The following is a 15,351-nucleotide window of genomic DNA, read 5'->3' on the forward strand; positions in this document are numbered from 1 at the left end:
CGCTACCTAGATCCGCGAGGCGTAGTTGGACAAATAATCTGCGTGCACAACCGGGCGACGCTGCCCCTCGGGGAGGTCTTCAGTGTGTTTGCCCAGCATGCCCACCAGGGTGTCCGAGTCGTATGCCACCTCGCCGCGGCCGATGATCTGCCCGTCGGGGCCAATGATGTCGAGGATCTCACCGGCCTGGAACTCACCCTCCACCGAGGTGATCCCGACCGCCAACAGCGAGGTGCCACCGGCCGTGACGGCGCGAACTGCACCCGCATCCAGGCGGAGGGTACCGCCGGTGTCGGCGGCGTAGAGCGCCCAGAACTTCCACGCCGACAGGCGATTCTCCCGTGGATGGAAAACAGTACCCACGCTGGCATCCGCCAAGGCGGGTCCAATATTAGCGGCCGAGGTCAACAGCACCGGAACTCCGCCGCGCGAGGCAAGGCGCGCCGCCGAGACTTTCGATGCCATGCCACCCGTGCCCACCAAGCCACCGTCACCCGCGATAACACCCTTGAGGTCGCGACCGGTACGAACCTCGGAGACGAAACGTGCGTCCGGCTCGGCAGGATTGCGGTCAAAGAGCCCGTCGACGTCCGACAGCAGGACAAGAGCATCCGCGGTAGTTAGGTGGGAGACGATGGCAGACAGCCGGTCATTATCGCCGAAGTGCATCTCCGAGGTGGCTACCGTGTCATTCTCGTTGACGATTGGAATTGCCCTCATCTGGCGCAAGCGATCGATGGTGCGCTGGGCGTTGCGGGCGCGATCACGTCGACCAGCATCCGCCGCTGTGAGCAAGATTTGACCGATCGTGCGATCATAACGGGCAAAAGACTGGCCCCATTGGTGGGCGAGGTGGACCTGCCCAACAGCCGCCGCAGCCTGCTTGGTGGCCAGGTCGGTCGGGCGTTGCGCGAGCCCTAGGGGTCCCATTCCAGCGGCGACGGCGCCGGAAGACACCACGATGATGTCCGATCGGCTCATCCGCGCCTGGAGGGCATCAACGATGTGGTTGATTTTGTTTGGGTCAACGGTGAAGTCCTCCCCGGTCAGGGATGAAGATCCAATCTTTACCACGATCCTTTTGGCATTGGCGATGCGTGAGCGCATCTCCGAATCATGCCCAAAGGCCGGACTCTCCCCCGGCGCGGTGGCCGGCCCAGGGAAGGCGACGTCGTCAGCGGTATTCCGGTACGGGGACAGAGGCAATCCGGGAGAAGTCGTCATGTCCAACCACCCTACAGACCGTGCTTAACCCTGCCAGCGCTCACGATCGGCCGTCTGCCCCTCGCCGAAGTCGAGCTCGTCGATAAGACCGCGGCGGGCCTGGGAGGCGCGCTTGCGTTCCGCTGCGGAAATGCGATCATTGCGCAGCAGGCGGGCGTCTTGGCCACGTCCGGCAACAGTCGGATCCATTCCGGCACCAGTCATGGGCTCCCATTCGAAGGAGATGTCACCGATGGTGACGGTGCAGCCTTCGCGGGCACCGGCCTTGAACAGTGCCTTTTCCACGCCGGCCTTTTCCAATCGGTCGGCCAGGTAGCCGATCGCTTCTTCGTTTTCGAAGTCGGTCTGGATGATCCAACGCAAAACCTTGCGTCCGGTGACGATGAAGCCGTCCGGCACCTCCGGATCCGGGTGGACCTCGAAGTCGGTGCGGGGGGCGTCGACGGCGCGGGGGCGGATGATCGTGTGTTCGCTGTCGGCCTTGGCCTTGGGGCGTTCCTTGCGGGCCTGCTGCACGATCTCCAGGAGTTTGTACATCAGGGGATCCAGGCCCTTGCGGGCGACGGCCGAGATGATGAAGACGGGCCAGCCGAATTGCTTCTCCAGGTCTTCCTTGACGAACTCGGCTAGTTCCTGCGCTTCGGGCACGTCGGCCTTGTTGAGCACGATGAGGCGCGGGCGATCCCGGAGATCTCCGAGGCCGGTGTCCTCGTCCAGCTCGGATTGGTACGCGGCCAGCTCCGCTTCCAGCGCCTCGATGTCGCTGGCGGGGTCGCGGCCGGGCTCTAGGGTGGCGGCGTCGACGACGTGGACGAGCACGCTGGTGCGCTCGATGTGGCGCAGGAAGTCGAGGCCGAGGCCCTTGCCTTCCGACGCCCCCGGGATAAGCCCCGGCACGTCGGCAATGGTAAAGGACTCGTGCCCGACGTTGACCACGCCGAGGTTGGGGGCAAGCGTGGTGAAGGGGTAGTCGGCGATCTTCGGCTTCGCCGAGGACAGCACCGAGATCAGCGAGGATTTACCCGCCGAAGGGAAGCCAACGAGGCCGACGTCGGCCATGGACTTCAGTTCCAGGACGATGTCGTGTTCCTCGCCCGGCTCGCCGTTGAGCGCGAAGCCGGGAGCCTTGCGCTTGGCTGACGCCAGCGCGGCGTTGCCCAGGCCACCGTAGCCACCCTGGGCGGCGATGAAGCGGGTGCCGGGGATGGTGAGGTCGGCGAGGGTCTCGCCCTTGGCATCGACGACGACGGTGCCCACCGGCACCTCGAGAACGAGGTCTTCCCCGCGGGCGCCATTGCGGTGCCGCCCGGCACCGTTAGCTCCGCGTCCGGCCTTGAGGTGAGGGCGGAAGTGGAAGTCCAGCAGCGTGTGTACCTGCGGCGACACTTCCAAGATGACGTCGCCGCCGTGCCCGCCGTTGCCGCCGTCGGGCCCGCCGAGGGGTTTGAACTTCTCACGGTGGACTGATGAGCAACCGCTACCGCCGTCGCCGGCGGATAGGTGCAAGACCACGCGATCTACGAAGCGCGACATAGTTGTGGGGAACCCTCCAGTAGGTGTAACAAGTAGCCTCCCACCGTACCATTGACCAGCGCCAACCCCGGAATCGAAAAATCCGCCTCCCCGGCACATGGCTGGGAAAGCGGATCTTCGTGAGACTTAGGCGTTGACGGTCTCGTTTTCAACGATGTTGACCATGCGACGGTTACGCTTGATGCCGAACTGGACTGCGCCAGCCTTCAGGGCGAACAAGGTGTCGTCGCCACCACGGCCGACGTTCTCGCCCGGGTGGAACTTGGTGCCGCGCTGGCGGACCAGGATCTCGCCGGCGCTGACCTGCTGGCCACCGAAACGCTTGACGCCAAGACGCTTGGACTCGGAGTCGCGTCCGTTGCTGGAGCTAGAAGCACCCTTCTTGTGTGCCATTGGTTTTCCCTCCTTGGGGTTTTTACTCGGAAGACTGCAGGCTTACTTGATTCCGGTGACCTTGAGCACGGTCAGCGGCTGGCGATGGCCCATGCGCTTCTTGTACCCGGTCTTGTTCTTGTACTTGAGGATATCGATCTTCGGGCCCTTAGCGTGCTCGACGATCTCTGCGTCGATGCTGACCTTGGCCAGATCATCGGACTTGGACGTGACATTGGCACCGTCGACGAGCAGAACCGGGGTGAGAGCCACGGACGAACCCGGCTCACCCTCGATCTTCTCGACCTTGACGAGGTCACCTTCGGCAACCTTGTACTGCTTGCCGCCGGTCTTGACGATCGCGTACATAGGAGGGTTACCCCTTATCTAAACTCGGCTCAGGCTCCCGTGTGGGCCACCTGAATGGACGTGTATTTCACTTGCGTTTCGGATACGCGGGCACGCCTGGACCTGCAAAGATCCTGACGGCGCAATATCCCCGAAACAGCGACTGTCAAAGACTACCCCGTGGGCCAGCCAAATGACAAACCGCCGTCCGGCCGCCCTAACGAGCGGATGTCCGCCGGGTCACTCGGCGGCGCCCACGAGAGGCACGCTTCGGCGCCTCTTGCTTATCGACGTCCGCCTGAGGGGCCTGCGCAGGGATCTCACTGGTGGTCGTGCGTCGCACGACCCGTCGGCGCCCTCGCGTCCGCCGAACAACCGTGGTCTCCTCGGACTTCTCCTCTTGCTGAGGTGCTTCCTGCTCGGCGACCGCCCGGTTCGGGCGGTTGCTGCGGGTGGTGCGGCGGCGGGACCGGCGGGCGTCGGAACGCTCTTTCTCATCTTCAAGCTGGGCGGCCGGTGCGGTGGAAGCGGAACCTGGGAAGTCCTCCGGCTGCGGGCGACGATCGGAGCGGGAGTTGCCACGCGTCTTGCGACGTCGGCGCGGCGAGGTCTCAAACTCCTCCACGGCCTGCTGGAAGGTCTTTTCTCCCGTGTCCTCGGCGGGCACGTAGGAGGCACCCGACGGCTCCTCCGGATCTTCAGCGTCCGCCAGTTCCACGGCGTCGGACACAATCTTCTCGAAGCTGTCCTCCACCTTCTCCGCCTTGGCGCTGCGGCGGGAACGACGCGAACGCTTCGGCTTCTCCTGCGGCTCGTCTACGACGACGGCGGCAGCCAGCTCCTCGATGGAAGCGTGCTCCTCCTCGTCTTCTTCCTGCATAGCCACGGCAGCTGGGTGACGAGTCGGATCTTGTTCCGGCTTCCGGCGGCGCTCAGCCCGCTTGTCCTCGTGATGATCGTGCGGCTCCTCCACTGGATCCTCGTGCAGGATGATGCCGCGGCCGGCACAATGCTCACACTCGGTAGAGAAGGTCTCCAGCAGGCCAGTGCCCAAGCGCTTGCGGGTCATCTGAACCAGGCCGAGGGACGTGACCTCGGAAACCTGGTGACGCGTGCGATCGCGACCCAGCGCCTCCTTGAGGCGCCGCAGCACGAGCTCCTGGTTCTCCGGCAGGACCATATCGATGAAGTCGACGACGATCATGCCACCCATGTCACGCAGTCGCATCTGCCGGACGATTTCTTCGGCGGCCTCAAGGTTGTTACGCGTGACGGTCTCTTCGAGGTTGCCACCGGAACCGGTGAACTTGCCGGTGTTGACGTCAACGACCGTCATGGCTTCCGTGCGCTCGATGATCAACGTGCCACCCGACGGCAGCCACACCTTCTCCGAGAGGGCCTTCTGGATCTGCTCATCAATACGGTAGTGCTCGAAGGCATCAACCCCGCCGTGTGCGGCCCGGTCATACTTGACCACTCGGTCGAGCAGATCCGGAGCCACGGACTGCACATAAGCGTGAACAGTGTTCCACGCACGGCCACCATCGACGACCAGCTGCGAGAAGTCCTCGTTGTAGAGGTCGCGCACGACCTTGACGAGCATATTCGGCTCTTCGTACATCGTGATCGGCTTCGAGCCCTTGGAATGGGTCTCCTTATCCGCACGGGCGCGGATGTCCTCCCACAGTGAATGCAGGCGATTGACGTCGGCGGCGATCGCCTCCTCCGACACACCCTCAGCTGCGGTACGAATGATCGCCCCGCCCTGGCCGGGCACGACCTTCGTGAGGATCTCCTTCAAACGAGCCCGCTCCGGCCCGGGAAGCTTGCGAGAAATACCCGCGCTGCGGCCACCCGGCACATAAACGAGGTAGCGACCCGCCAGCGAAATCTGCGTGGTCAACCGAGCACCCTTATGGCCGAGCGGATCCTTGCTCACCTGCACGAGCACCTGATCACCAGACTTCAGAGCCTGCTCGATCCGGCGGCTACGCCCACCGAGGCCCGCGGACTTCCAATCGACCTCACCGGCATAGAGCACACCATTGCGGCCCTGCCCGATGTCAATGAAAGCTGCCTCCATGCTCGGCAACACGTTCTGCACCCGTCCGAGGTAGATATTGCCGATCATCGAGGCCTGCGCCTCCGACGTCACGAAATGCTCAACGAGCAGCTCATCCTCCAGCACACCCACCTGGGTAACCAAGCCTGGGCTATCGTGCCGCTCGCGCTCCCGCACGACCATGGTGCGCTCGACCGACTCGCGACGCGCCAAGAACTCCGCCTGCGAGACGATGTGACGCTTCTTCCGCCCCTCCTCGCGCAGCTCAGTGCGGCGGCGGCGCTGCGCCTCTAGGCGAGTGGATCCACGCAGAGCAGTCGGCTCGTCGGGAAGCTCTTCCGCAACTTCAGCGGCTTCTTCAGCCTCGACTACCTCAACCTCTTCGGCCCCGCGACCGCGGCTGGCGCCGCGGCGGCCGCGACGGCGGCGTCGAGAAGCAGCGTTGGAGGTCTCCTCCTCCACAGGCGTCTCCGTTGCGGCACCCGGCGGCATGAAAACGGGCGTGAACTGCTCGACGGCAGAACCCTCAATGCTCTCCGGCGCGGGAGTGATCGCGGGCTCAATGTCCTCCAGCGGCTCCTCGTCGATATGCTCCTCGACGACCGCGGCAAGATCAGCCTCGACCTTCTCCTCGATCTGGTGAATCTCGTTTTCCACATTCTTACGAACGCGAATCCTGATCTTCTCCTCCGGCTCCGCCGGGGCCTCCGGCTCCGGGGTTTCCGGCTTAGTGTCCGGCGCGGCGAGGGCATCCAACAACGCCAGCGCCTCCTCGCGAGAGATCGTGGACTGCGCCACCTTCTTCAGCCCCATCCCATCCAGCGCGGAAATGAGTTCCTTCGAAGTCAAGCTCAGCTGCTTGGCCAAGGCATGGACGCGCACCTTCGCGCCCAGCTGCTCCCGATCGAAATCAGGGAAAGCAAGCGCGGGTGCCTTCTTCGGGGCCTTCTTTACTGCTTTCTTAGCGGCCTTCTTAGTGGTCTTCTTGGTGGTCTTTTTGGCGGTCTTCTTCACCGCTTTGCGAGCTACCCGGCGCTTCTTCGGCGCCTGCTCCTGCTCCGCAGGTTCATTGGACACGGTGGGATCTGTGGAATCAGCCACGAATACTCCTGTAATTGTTGGCCGATCTGTCCCCCGGGCGCTGGCGAATATCATCGCCGCCGCCGCACAGGGGCAAACCGAAAAATCTGTGGTGGTGTGTTCTATTCAGTTGGAACAAACAAGCGTGCCTACAGCACAACCTGTTCGCCATTGTTCCACACCCTGCCAAGAAACTGCGGTACGACCTAGGCTGGGAACATGGCGATGTTAAATACCTCTCACCCATTCGGACTCACCTCTTCGGCGATATTGAGTGCCGGTCTCGGCTTAATCTGCGTCCTCATGCAGCTGCGAATGTGGTGGTGGCTATTGGCAGCCGTCGTAGTTTTCGTCGCCATTTGCCTTTTGGTGGTGCCGCGCAAAGATTGGAATTCGGGCCTGGAATCCAGCCGACTCCCGCTCAATTTCAAGGGTTCATGGAAAAACAACCTCGTATTCTTCCTCCCCTTCCCCATGATCGCCTTCTCCGGCATCTTCTTCGAGGTCCTCCCGACCACTCTCGCCATCGCCGTGACCTTCTTCGCAATTGCCGGGTCGATGTTCCTCTCCTTGCGGTCCGCTGGTAGCCGCACCCAACAAGAAGCCACGTTGCTCATCCGCGAAACCCTCGCCGACACCACCCCCGCCTATGCCACCTCCGAGCGCCTCGGCGTCGCCGCCCACCACCGACCGATCCTCGAAGCCCTGCTCACAATCGGCGCCGTCGATGGAATACGCGTCCGGGTGTGGAAGATCGCCGAGATCACGGGCCAGACCAACGAGCAGGTCAAGGAGGAAGCCACCGAGCTCTACCGCGCGGGGCTCGTCGGCGTCTCCACTTTCGATTCCGGCGACGACATCTCCCGTCACCTGGTTGACCTGACCAAAGTCGGCGTTCGAGTGATCGAAGAGGCCGGCCTACTCAGGGTCTAGCCGCCGGGCTGTTCCTCACTCGCCCGGAGAACCTGGGGCCGAAACCTTCGAAATCCGTGATCGCGACGCCCTTCTCTCGACTTTTAGCCGATTTTTCGCCCGCTGTTCAAACGCGACCTGCGGATTCCCACCCCGCGAAGCGTTCAGGTCGCGAACAGGCCGTCGCGATCACGACCCCTCCCGACCGGAAGCCCAATTCCCGCCCGCCGCTCAAACGCGACCTGCGGATTCCCACCCCGCGAAGCGTTCAGGTCGCGAACAGGCCGTCGCGATCACGACCCCTCCCGACCTGAAGCCCAATTTCCGCCCGCCGCTCAAACGCGACCTGCGGATTCCCACCCCGCGAAGCGCTCAGGTCGCAATCAACCCGTCGCGATCACCCGTACTCAACCCCGCGGGCGCGAAAAAGCCCCTCCGAAGAGGGGCTAGTAGCACGCAAGCTAGGCAGGCTTAGAGGTTCGGGAACCAGATGGCGATTTCGCGCTCGGCGGATTCCGGGGAGTCGGAGCCGTGGACGACGTTTTCGCCGACAGTCAGGGCGAAGTCGCCGCGGATGGTGCCCGGGGTGGCCTTGGAGACGGGGTCGGTGCCGCCGGCCAGCTGACGCCATGCCTCGATGGCGCGCTCTCCTTCGACGATGCCGGCGACGAGCGGAGCGGAGGTGATGAAGTTGACGAGCTCTCCGAAGAAAGGCTTGTCGGCGTGCTCGGCGTAGTGCTGCTCGGCGGTGGTGCGGTCGGCGACGCGCAGGTCCATGGCGGCGAGCTTGAGGCCCTTGCGCTCGATGCGGGCGATGATCTCGCCGACGTGGCCGTTGTTGACGCCGTCCGGCTTGATGAGGATGAGAGTGCGTTCAGTCATGGTTGGCTACTCTACCGGAGGGGTGTTCTTACCGCGATGTGCTGGCCTATTAAGTTATTCCTTCAGCTCTTGGACGGCTTCGCGCGCGGTTTCTGGGGTGGAACCGCGGAACCACATTTGTACCTGGCGGACGGCTGCGCCTTCGTCACCCCGGTCGAGCATTGGCTGCAGGATCGCCTTCTTCTTTTCGTCTAGCGTGATCGTTTCCGGCTGAGAAACTGCTGCTGTCGATTTCAACCCAAGGACGAGGAATATTCCGGCGGCCAGGAGCGATACGACTGCTAGGAAGTTGGCGTAGGCGAGGAAGTCAGAGCCGGCCATCTTGGGAGAGCCGTCGATGAGTTGGACAACGATGGCTACTAGGCAGAAGGTGGCAGCAAGGGCGAGGTAAACGGCGCGCATGGGCCTCATCTTAACCCAGGGGTGACTTTGCGGACGTGCCCACAAATGCCGCGTAAAATGGCTCTATGTCTGATGCTAATCCGAACCCTCAGGAGCTGAACCTCGCTCCTTCTCCCCCACATTGTCCCGATGGTGCGAAGGTCGAGATCATCACTGCCCGCGAGGTGCCACTGGGTGGTCCCCGTGCGATGACAGTACGTCGTACATTGCCGCAAAAGCAGCGCAGCCTCATTGGGGCGTGGTGTTTCATGGATCATTACGGCCCTGATGACGTGTCTGCTTCGGGCGGCATGGATGTCGCACCGCATCCACATACGGGCCTGCAGACGGTGTCGTGGTTGTTCGAAGGCACGATTTCCCACCACGATTCGGGAGGCAATCACGCGGTGGTTTTCCCCGGTGAGGTCAATCTCATGACAGCAGGGGCGGGAATTTGCCATTCGGAGGTGTCGACGCAGGAGACGACGACGTTGCATGGGGTGCAGTTGTGGACTGCGCTGCCGGAGGCGCACCGGCATGGGCCGCGCCGTTTTGACCATCATGCGCCGGAGACGATCGAGTTTGAGGGCGGGCAGGCGCTGGTGTTCCTCGGCACGCTCTTCGGCGATACCTCGCCGGTTACCACGTTTACGCCGTTGGTCGGCGCCGAGATCCGTCTCGCTGCGGGCGCGACGGTCGGCTTCGACGTCGATGTCAGCTTCGAGCATGGTTTGCTTGTCGACGCCGGCGAGGTCGAGTTAGAAGGCGTTCCCGTCGCCCGCGGCGAGTTGGCGTACACGGGTACCGGGGAAACGCATCTGCGCATCCGCAATACGGGTGATACGCCTGCGCGGATGGTGTTCATCGGTGGTGAGCCCTTCACTGAAAACATCCTCATGTGGTGGAACTTCATCGGCCGCGAGTACGAGGAGATTGAGCAATTCCGCGAGCAGTGGCAGGCGCAGGACGAGCGCTTCGGTCACACCTACGGATACATTGGCCACCACGCAGACGGCTTGTCGTGGTTGCCTGCCCCCGAATTGCCCCATTCCCGAATTAGGCCCCGCATCAATCCAGACTCGGTTGCCCGACCAGAGGAGAGAATCTAATGAACACGTCCGTTACTCAAGAGACTGACCGCCGCCGTTTTGTCATCACCGATGACGGGGAGACTGCGGGGTCGTCGCACTACCGGGATCATGATGCCGAGCGCATCTTCTTCCACACCGAGATCGATGAGGCGTTCGGTGGGCGCGGCCTGGCTGGCATCATCACCTCGGAAGCCTTGGCCACGTCGGTTGCCGAGGGTTTCTCTATCGTCGCTGTCTGCCCGTTTGTGCTCAAGTGGTTGCAGACCGAAGAGCATGACATCGAGTGGCGCAAGCCCACCCCGGCTGACCTGACGTGGCTGCAGGAGCACCTTCGATGAGTCATTCGGCCCCGTACCTGGACAAGTTCTATCCAGAGATCTATCGCGAATTGGGGGATGTGACCCGGAAGCTGCGGGAGCTGTTCCCCGAGGTGGATCTGCCCATTGGTCTCATCGAGCTGGTCAACATCCGCGTCAGCCAACTCAATGGTTGTGCCACCTGTCTGTCCATTCACGTCCCGGCGGCCCGGAGGGCTGGTGTGGAGGAGTTCAAGCTCGACACGTTGAGTGCGTGGCGGATGGTCAAGGAGTTCAGCCCGCAGGAGCGCGCGGCCTTGGAGTTGGCGGAGGCACTCACGTTGCTACCCCAGGATCGTGAGATTAGCCTCGCCGCCGTCGAGGCCTGTGAGGTGTTCGCGGAGGAACAGGTTGCCGCCCTGGAGTGGGCGATCATCATGATCAACGCGTTCAACCGGGTGTCTATTGCTTCTGGGCACCCGGTGATTAGGCCGCGGAAGCACTAGAGGTGCTGGGTGGTCAGCAGCCCGCGCTTCATCCTTTCGATGAGGGTGGAGCGCAGGTGAAGGAGGTACCACCACACGATGATGAAGATGATGGCGATGATGCCCACTGAGGGGTGAATAAACACGCCTGCCAGGAGCAACACCTGCAGCGCGAGGTTAACGGGCAGAGCCCACGGCAAGCGCTGCAGGAATGCCATGATGAGGTGGGCGGCACCGAGTGCGGTGATAGCGACCCAGTTGAAGGTGGTCCAATAGGCGCCGTCATCGACGCGCAGGATGACAGTCAGGGCTAGCCAGATGGTTATCGCTTCAAGGACCAGCGTGCCCGCCATGACCCCGCGGATTCCCTTCATCGGGTCCTTGGCGGGTTCGTGGCCTGGGCCGAGGGGGCCGAACTCCGGGTTGCTCATGCGGGGTCCTTTCCAAACAAGGTGCGGGCCTCGCCTGCGGTGACGACGGAGCCGGTGATAACCACGCCCGCCCCGGACTGAATGTCGGCGTCTTCGGCGAGTTCGACTGCCAGGGCGTAGGCACCGGGGAGGGTGTCGTCGACGTGGACGCGCTCCTCGCCGAAGATCTCGCGCGCGATGTCGGCGAGGTCGTAGGCGTCCAATGCGCGGGGGCTGGAGTTTTGGGTAACCACGATCTCGGAGAGGTAGGGCTCTAGTGCTTCGAGAATGCCGCGGGCATCTTTATCCCCCAGGACACCGACGACGCCGACGAGGCGGTTGAAGTTGAAGTCACGCTCCAGCGCCTGCCCGAGGGCGCGGGCGCCATGGGGGTTGTGGGCGGCGTCGATAAACGTCGAGGGCGATGTCCGCACCCGCTCAAGTCGACCTGGAGAGGTGACCTGCGCGAAGCCGTTGCGCACGGAGGCGATGTCGAGGGTACGTCCGGCCCCGGCGCCAAAGAAGGCTTCGACGGCGGCGAGCGCGACGGCCGCATTGCGAGCCTGGTGCTCCCCGGACAGCGGCAGGAAAATATCCTCGTATTCGCCCGCCAACCCACGGAGGGTGAGTTGCTGGCCGCCGACGGCGACCGTCGAAGAGACGACGCCGAACTCGACGCCTGCGCGCGCCACGGAGGCGTCGGCAAGCACTGCTTGTTCAAGGATGGCGCGCATGGCGGCGGGGTCCTGCTCGGCGACGATGGCGACGTTATCGGGCGGGGTGAGCAGGTCATCGAGGTCCCACCGGGCCTTGATGATGCCGGCCTTTTCCGCCGCGATCTCCTCGATCGTGTCGCCGAGGTAGTCGGTGTGGTCGAGGCCAATGGGCATGATCACGGCGACGTCAGATTGGATGACATTGGTGGCATCCCAGCGCCCGCCCATGCCCACCTCGACGACGGCGACGTCGATCGGCGTGTCCGCAAACGCGGTGTACGCCAACGCGACGAGAACCTCGAACTTCGACATCCGGCCGAGGCGCTCATCGACCATTTCGACGAAGGGCTTGATCTCGTTCCACGTGCGGACGAAATCTCGGGGGTGAATCGGGGCGCCATCGATCGCGATTCGCTCGGTCACCAGCTGCAGGTGGGGGCTGGTGGTGCGCCCGGTGCGGCGGTGGAAGGCGCGCAGCAGCGACTCAATCATCCGTGCCGTCGACGTCTTGCCATTGGTGCCGGCGACGTGGATGGCTGGGTAGGAATTCTGCGGGGACCCCAAAAGGTCCATGAGCATCTCGATGCGCTCCAGCGACGGGTCGATCTTGGTCTCTGGCCAGCGGGTATCCAGCTCGGCGTCGGCCAGCATCAGCTCGGCGAGGTCCTGCGGGGTGACCTCCACCGTTGCCGGCTTTTCGACGTCCCCGAGCTCAATGTTGAGCTTTAATCCCTGGTCCGTCACTTCGACGGCGTCGTTAAGGACGTCCAAGTCTTCCAAGTCTTCATCGTCGGCAGCGTTGGCGAGGATCTCTTCGCGCTCTTCTTCGTTGCTCATTTCAGGGCCTCCAAGCGGGCGGTGATGCGTTCGACTTCTTCCTGGGCAACGTGCTGACGAGTGCGGATCCTATCGACGACGGCGTCCGGGGCCTTCGACAAGAACGCCTCGTTGCCGAGTTTCTTAGCGGTACCCTCCAACTCCTTGTGCGCGGCGGCCAAGTCCTTCTCCAGTCGCTTGCGCTCCGCGACGACATCGACGGTGCCGGAGGTATCCAACGCGACGGTGATCGTCGCCTGCGACAGGCGCAGCTCCAGGGAGGCTGACTCCGCGAAGTCTTCGCCCGGAGCCTCGACCTTGGCCAAGGAGCGCACTGCGGTCTCCAGGGATTCCAGGTCGGCGGCGGCAAAATCAAGGGCGGCCGGTACCTTCTGCGAGGGCTTGACACCCTGGTCAGAGCGGAAACGGCGAATCTCGGTAATGAGCTTTTCCGCATCCGCGATACGGCGAGCTGCCACCTCATCCGTCGCCGCCCCGAGGTTCGTTTCCTCGACCGTGGGCCAGGAGGCCAAGACGATGGACTCCTGCTCCGTCAAGGCCTTCCACAACACCTCGGTAACGAATGGCATGGCTGGGTGGAGCAAGCGCAGGACGACGTCGAGGACGCGGCCGAGGACCAGCTGGGTGTTGCGGCCTTCCTGGCTGAAGCCCTCGCGCGGGATCTGGGTCTTGGCAATCTCCAAGTACCAGTCACAGAACTCATCCCACGTGAAGTGGTACAACTCCTCATTCGCCTTGGCGAACTGGTAGTTGTCGAAGTAGCCGTCCACCTGCCCGCGCACCTGCTCCAGGCGATCGAGGATCCAGCGATCGGCGTCGGTGAGCTCCTCGCGCGGGGGCAGCTCGCCCACTTCGGCGCCGTTCATGAGGGCGAACTTGGTCGCGTTGAACAGCTTCGTGGCGAAGTTGCGGGAGGACTGGGCGGCATCCTCGCCGACCGGCAAATCGACGCCCGGGTTGGCGCCGCGGGCCAGGGTGAATCGGAGGGCATCCGCACCGAAACGCTCGACCCAATCCATCGGGTCAATGCCGTTGCCCAGGGACTTGGACATCTTGCGGCCAAACTCGTCGCGCACGAGGCCGTGGAGGAAGAGGTTGTCGAAGGGGACTTCCGGGCGTCCGTCGCGGCCCTCCCCCAGGATGTCCGGGGTGATGGTGGACGCAAACGTGCCAAACATCATCATGCGGGCGACCCAGAAGAAGAGGATGTCATACGCGGTGACCAAGACGGTCGTGGGGTAGAACTTCTCCAGCTCCGGGGTCTTCTCCGGCCAGCCCATGGTGGAGAACGGCCAAAGTGCGGAAGAGAACCACGTGTCGAGGACATCCGGGTCCTGCTCATACCCTTCCGGGGCCTGTTCGTCCGGGCCGACGCAGACAACCTCGCCGTTGGGGCCGTACCAGATCGGGATGCGGTGGCCCCACCACAACTGGCGAGAAATCGTCCAATCGTGCATGTTGTCCACCCAGTCGAAGTACCGCGGCTCCATGCTCTGCGGGTGGATCACGGTGTCGCCTTCGCGGATGGCATCTCCAGCCATCTGGGCCAACTCGTCGACCTTGACGAACCACTGCAGGGACAGGCGCGGCTCAATCGGCTCGCCGGAACGCTCCGAGTGGCCGACGGAGTGGACGTAGGGGCGGATCTCCTTGACGATGCGACCTTGCTCGGCGAGAGCCTCGCGCACGGCGACGCGCGCCTCCTCGCGGCTGAGCCCATCGAACTGAGTGCCCGTGTCGCAGATATGGCCGGTCTTGTCCATGATCGACGGCATATCAAGATTGTGGCGCTGGCCGAGGGCGTGGTCATTGGGATCATGAGCCGGGGTGATCTTCACGGCACCGGAGCCGAACTCCGGGTCCACGTAGTCGTCGGCTACGACGACCAGCGACAGATCCGAGCGGAAGGGGTGCGGAAGGGTCTGCCCGACGAGGTCCGCGTAGCGGGCATCGTCCGGGTGCACGGCCACAGCGACGTCGCCAAGCATTGTTTCCAACCGGGTGGTGGCGACGACGATGTGCGGCTCATCATCATTCATGGAGCCATAGCGGAAGGAGACGAGCTCGCCCTCGACGTCCTGGTACACGACCTCGATGTCGGAGACGGCCGTCTCGAGGACCGGGGACCAGTTGACCAGGCGGTTGGCGCGGTAAATGAGGCCGCGGTCGAAGAGTTCCTTGAAGATCGTCTGGACGGCGCGCGACAAGCCCTCGTCGAGGGTGAAGCGCTCGCGGGACCAATCGACGGAATCGCCGATCGCCCGCATCTGATCCGTGATCGTGCCGCCGAACTGCTCCTTCCACTCCCAAACCTTGGCAATGAACTCCTCGCGGCCGTAGTCGTAGCGATCCTTGCCCTCGGTCTCCTTGAGCATCGCCTCGACCTTGGTCTGCGTCGCGATACCCGCATGGTCCATGCCTGGAAGCCACAGGACTTCAAAGCCCTCCATCCGCTTGCGGCGCACCAAGCTATCCATGAGAGTGTGGTCCAGCGCGTGCCCCATATGCAGCTGACCAGTCACATTGGGCGGCGGCAGGACAATCGAATAGGCCGGCTTCTCCGAAGCGGGATCAGCGGTGAAATAACCAGCATCCACCCACCCTTGGTAGAGATCGGACTCCACCGCCTGGGGATCCCACGATTTCGGAAGCGCGCCGCTGCGGTCTTGGCCCATTGTTTGCCCCATAGTTTGCTCAGTCACGCGCCCCATCTTAGCGTTCA

The 15,351-nt window shown here is 63.3% G+C and carries 14 protein-coding genes; 4 read left to right on the forward strand and 10 right to left on the reverse strand.

The features are described from left to right. Nucleotides 1–6 precede the first annotated feature (6 nt). The 5 genes from proB to CATRI_RS09675 form a co-directional block, all read right to left on the reverse strand. Nucleotides 7–1,224: a glutamate 5-kinase gene (gene proB, locus CATRI_RS09655; RefSeq protein WP_290217035.1), complete on the reverse strand. Its 1,218-nt coding sequence runs from the start codon at nt 1,222–1,224 to the stop codon at nt 7–9. A gap of 24 nt (nt 1,225–1,248) precedes the next feature. Further along, complete coding sequence (gene obgE / locus CATRI_RS09660; protein ID WP_290217037.1) at nt 1,249–2,757, reverse strand: GTPase ObgE; 1,509 nt, start codon at nt 2,755–2,757, stop codon at nt 1,249–1,251. 126 nt (nt 2,758–2,883) lie between these two features. Next, on the reverse strand, nt 2,884–3,150 hold the full coding sequence (gene rpmA / locus CATRI_RS09665) for a 50S ribosomal protein L27 (protein ID WP_290217038.1): 267 nt from the start codon (nt 3,148–3,150) through the stop codon (nt 2,884–2,886). Nucleotides 3,151–3,192: 42 nt separating this feature from the next. Then, nucleotides 3,193–3,498 carry a 50S ribosomal protein L21 gene (rplU, locus tag CATRI_RS09670; protein ID WP_290217040.1) on the reverse strand — a complete coding sequence of 102 codons (306 nt, stop codon included), beginning with the start codon at nt 3,496–3,498 and terminating at the stop codon, nt 3,193–3,195. Between the two features lie 196 nt (nt 3,499–3,694). Then, entirely contained in the window at nt 3,695–6,421 is a 2,727-nt protein-coding gene (locus CATRI_RS09675; RefSeq protein ID WP_290221093.1) for a translation initiation factor IF-2 N-terminal domain-containing protein, read from the reverse strand. A gap of 501 nt (nt 6,422–6,922) precedes the next feature. Here CATRI_RS09675 and CATRI_RS09680 point away from each other — a divergent pair. Beyond that, on the forward strand, nt 6,923–7,552 hold the full coding sequence (locus tag CATRI_RS09680; RefSeq protein ID WP_290217043.1) for a hypothetical protein: 630 nt from the start codon (nt 6,923–6,925) through the stop codon (nt 7,550–7,552). 450 nt (nt 7,553–8,002) lie between these two features. Here the strand turns inward: CATRI_RS09680 and ndk are convergent, their stop codons facing one another. Both ndk and CATRI_RS09690 read right to left on the reverse strand, forming a co-directional pair. Then, nucleotides 8,003–8,413, reverse strand: a complete 411-nt coding sequence (gene ndk, locus CATRI_RS09685) for a nucleoside-diphosphate kinase (protein ID WP_047253588.1) — start codon at nt 8,411–8,413, stop codon at nt 8,003–8,005. Nucleotides 8,414–8,467: 54 nt separating this feature from the next. Then, nucleotides 8,468–8,815, reverse strand: coding sequence for a hypothetical protein (locus CATRI_RS09690; protein WP_290217046.1), 348 nt, complete (start codon nt 8,813–8,815; stop codon nt 8,468–8,470). Between the two features lie 65 nt (nt 8,816–8,880). Here CATRI_RS09690 and CATRI_RS09695 point away from each other — a divergent pair, with 65 nt between their 5' ends. From CATRI_RS09695 to CATRI_RS09705, 3 genes are read left to right on the forward strand one after another with little or no spacing between them, the layout of a single operon-like run. Further along, nucleotides 8,881–9,903 (forward strand): pirin family protein, encoded by a 1,023-nt coding sequence (locus CATRI_RS09695; protein ID WP_290217048.1) that lies wholly within the window; start codon nt 8,881–8,883, stop codon nt 9,901–9,903. Beyond that, a complete protein-coding gene (locus CATRI_RS09700; RefSeq protein WP_290217050.1) occupies nt 9,903–10,223 on the forward strand; it encodes a GNAT family N-acetyltransferase in 321 nt (106 codons plus the stop codon). Before CATRI_RS09695 ends, CATRI_RS09700 begins: the two co-directional genes overlap by 1 nt. Further along, complete coding sequence (locus CATRI_RS09705) at nt 10,220–10,687, forward strand: carboxymuconolactone decarboxylase family protein (protein WP_290217052.1); 468 nt, start codon at nt 10,220–10,222, stop codon at nt 10,685–10,687. The genes CATRI_RS09700 and CATRI_RS09705 overlap by 4 nt, the downstream gene beginning before the upstream one ends. Here CATRI_RS09705 and CATRI_RS09710 read toward each other — a convergent pair. Genes CATRI_RS09710 through CATRI_RS09720 form a run of 3 tightly spaced genes read right to left on the reverse strand, consistent with a single transcriptional unit; the run spans nt 10,684 to nt 15,340 of the window. After that, entirely contained in the window at nt 10,684–11,097 is a 414-nt protein-coding gene (locus tag CATRI_RS09710; protein WP_290217054.1) for a DUF4233 domain-containing protein, read from the reverse strand. The two genes, CATRI_RS09705 and CATRI_RS09710, sit on opposite strands and share 4 nt — an antisense overlap. Beyond that, on the reverse strand, nt 11,094–12,629 hold the full coding sequence (gene folC / locus CATRI_RS09715) for a bifunctional tetrahydrofolate synthase/dihydrofolate synthase (protein WP_290217056.1): 1,536 nt from the start codon (nt 12,627–12,629) through the stop codon (nt 11,094–11,096). The genes CATRI_RS09710 and folC overlap by 4 nt, the downstream gene beginning before the upstream one ends. Then, complete coding sequence (locus CATRI_RS09720; RefSeq protein ID WP_290217058.1) at nt 12,626–15,340, reverse strand: valine--tRNA ligase; 2,715 nt, start codon at nt 15,338–15,340, stop codon at nt 12,626–12,628. The genes folC and CATRI_RS09720 overlap by 4 nt, the downstream gene beginning before the upstream one ends. Between the last annotated feature and the right edge of the window lie 11 nt (nt 15,341–15,351).

The sequence above is a fragment of the Corynebacterium atrinae genome (assembly GCF_030408455.1).
Classification (GTDB): domain Bacteria; phylum Actinomycetota; class Actinomycetes; order Mycobacteriales; family Mycobacteriaceae; genus Corynebacterium; species Corynebacterium atrinae.

What these genes read in the sequence shown, in the direction of transcription:
- proB (WP_290217035.1), bottom strand. Translation starts at nt 1,224, where the DNA reads ATGACGACTTCTCCCGGATTGCCTCTGTCCCCGTACCGGAATACCGCT.
- obgE (WP_290217037.1), bottom strand. Translation starts at nt 2,757, where the DNA reads ATGTCGCGCTTCGTAGATCGCGTGGTCTTGCACCTATCCGCCGGCGAC.
- rpmA (WP_290217038.1), bottom strand. Translation starts at nt 3,150, where the DNA reads ATGGCACACAAGAAGGGTGCTTCTAGCTCCAGCAACGGACGCGACTCC.
- rplU (WP_290217040.1), bottom strand. Translation starts at nt 3,498, where the DNA reads ATGTACGCGATCGTCAAGACCGGCGGCAAGCAGTACAAGGTTGCCGAA.
- CATRI_RS09680 (WP_290217043.1), top strand. Translation starts at nt 6,923, where the DNA reads ATGCAGCTGCGAATGTGGTGGTGGCTATTGGCAGCCGTCGTAGTTTTC.
- ndk (WP_047253588.1), bottom strand. Translation starts at nt 8,413, where the DNA reads ATGACTGAACGCACTCTCATCCTCATCAAGCCGGACGGCGTCAACAAC.
- CATRI_RS09690 (WP_290217046.1), bottom strand. Translation starts at nt 8,815, where the DNA reads ATGCGCGCCGTTTACCTCGCCCTTGCTGCCACCTTCTGCCTAGTAGCC.
- CATRI_RS09695 (WP_290217048.1), top strand. Translation starts at nt 8,881, where the DNA reads ATGTCTGATGCTAATCCGAACCCTCAGGAGCTGAACCTCGCTCCTTCT.
- CATRI_RS09700 (WP_290217050.1), top strand. Translation starts at nt 9,903, where the DNA reads ATGAACACGTCCGTTACTCAAGAGACTGACCGCCGCCGTTTTGTCATC.
- CATRI_RS09705 (WP_290217052.1), top strand. Translation starts at nt 10,220, where the DNA reads ATGAGTCATTCGGCCCCGTACCTGGACAAGTTCTATCCAGAGATCTAT.
- CATRI_RS09710 (WP_290217054.1), bottom strand. Translation starts at nt 11,097, where the DNA reads ATGAGCAACCCGGAGTTCGGCCCCCTCGGCCCAGGCCACGAACCCGCC.
- folC (WP_290217056.1), bottom strand. Translation starts at nt 12,629, where the DNA reads ATGAGCAACGAAGAAGAGCGCGAAGAGATCCTCGCCAACGCTGCCGAC.
- CATRI_RS09720 (WP_290217058.1), bottom strand. Translation starts at nt 15,340, where the DNA reads ATGGGGCGCGTGACTGAGCAAACTATGGGGCAAACAATGGGCCAAGAC.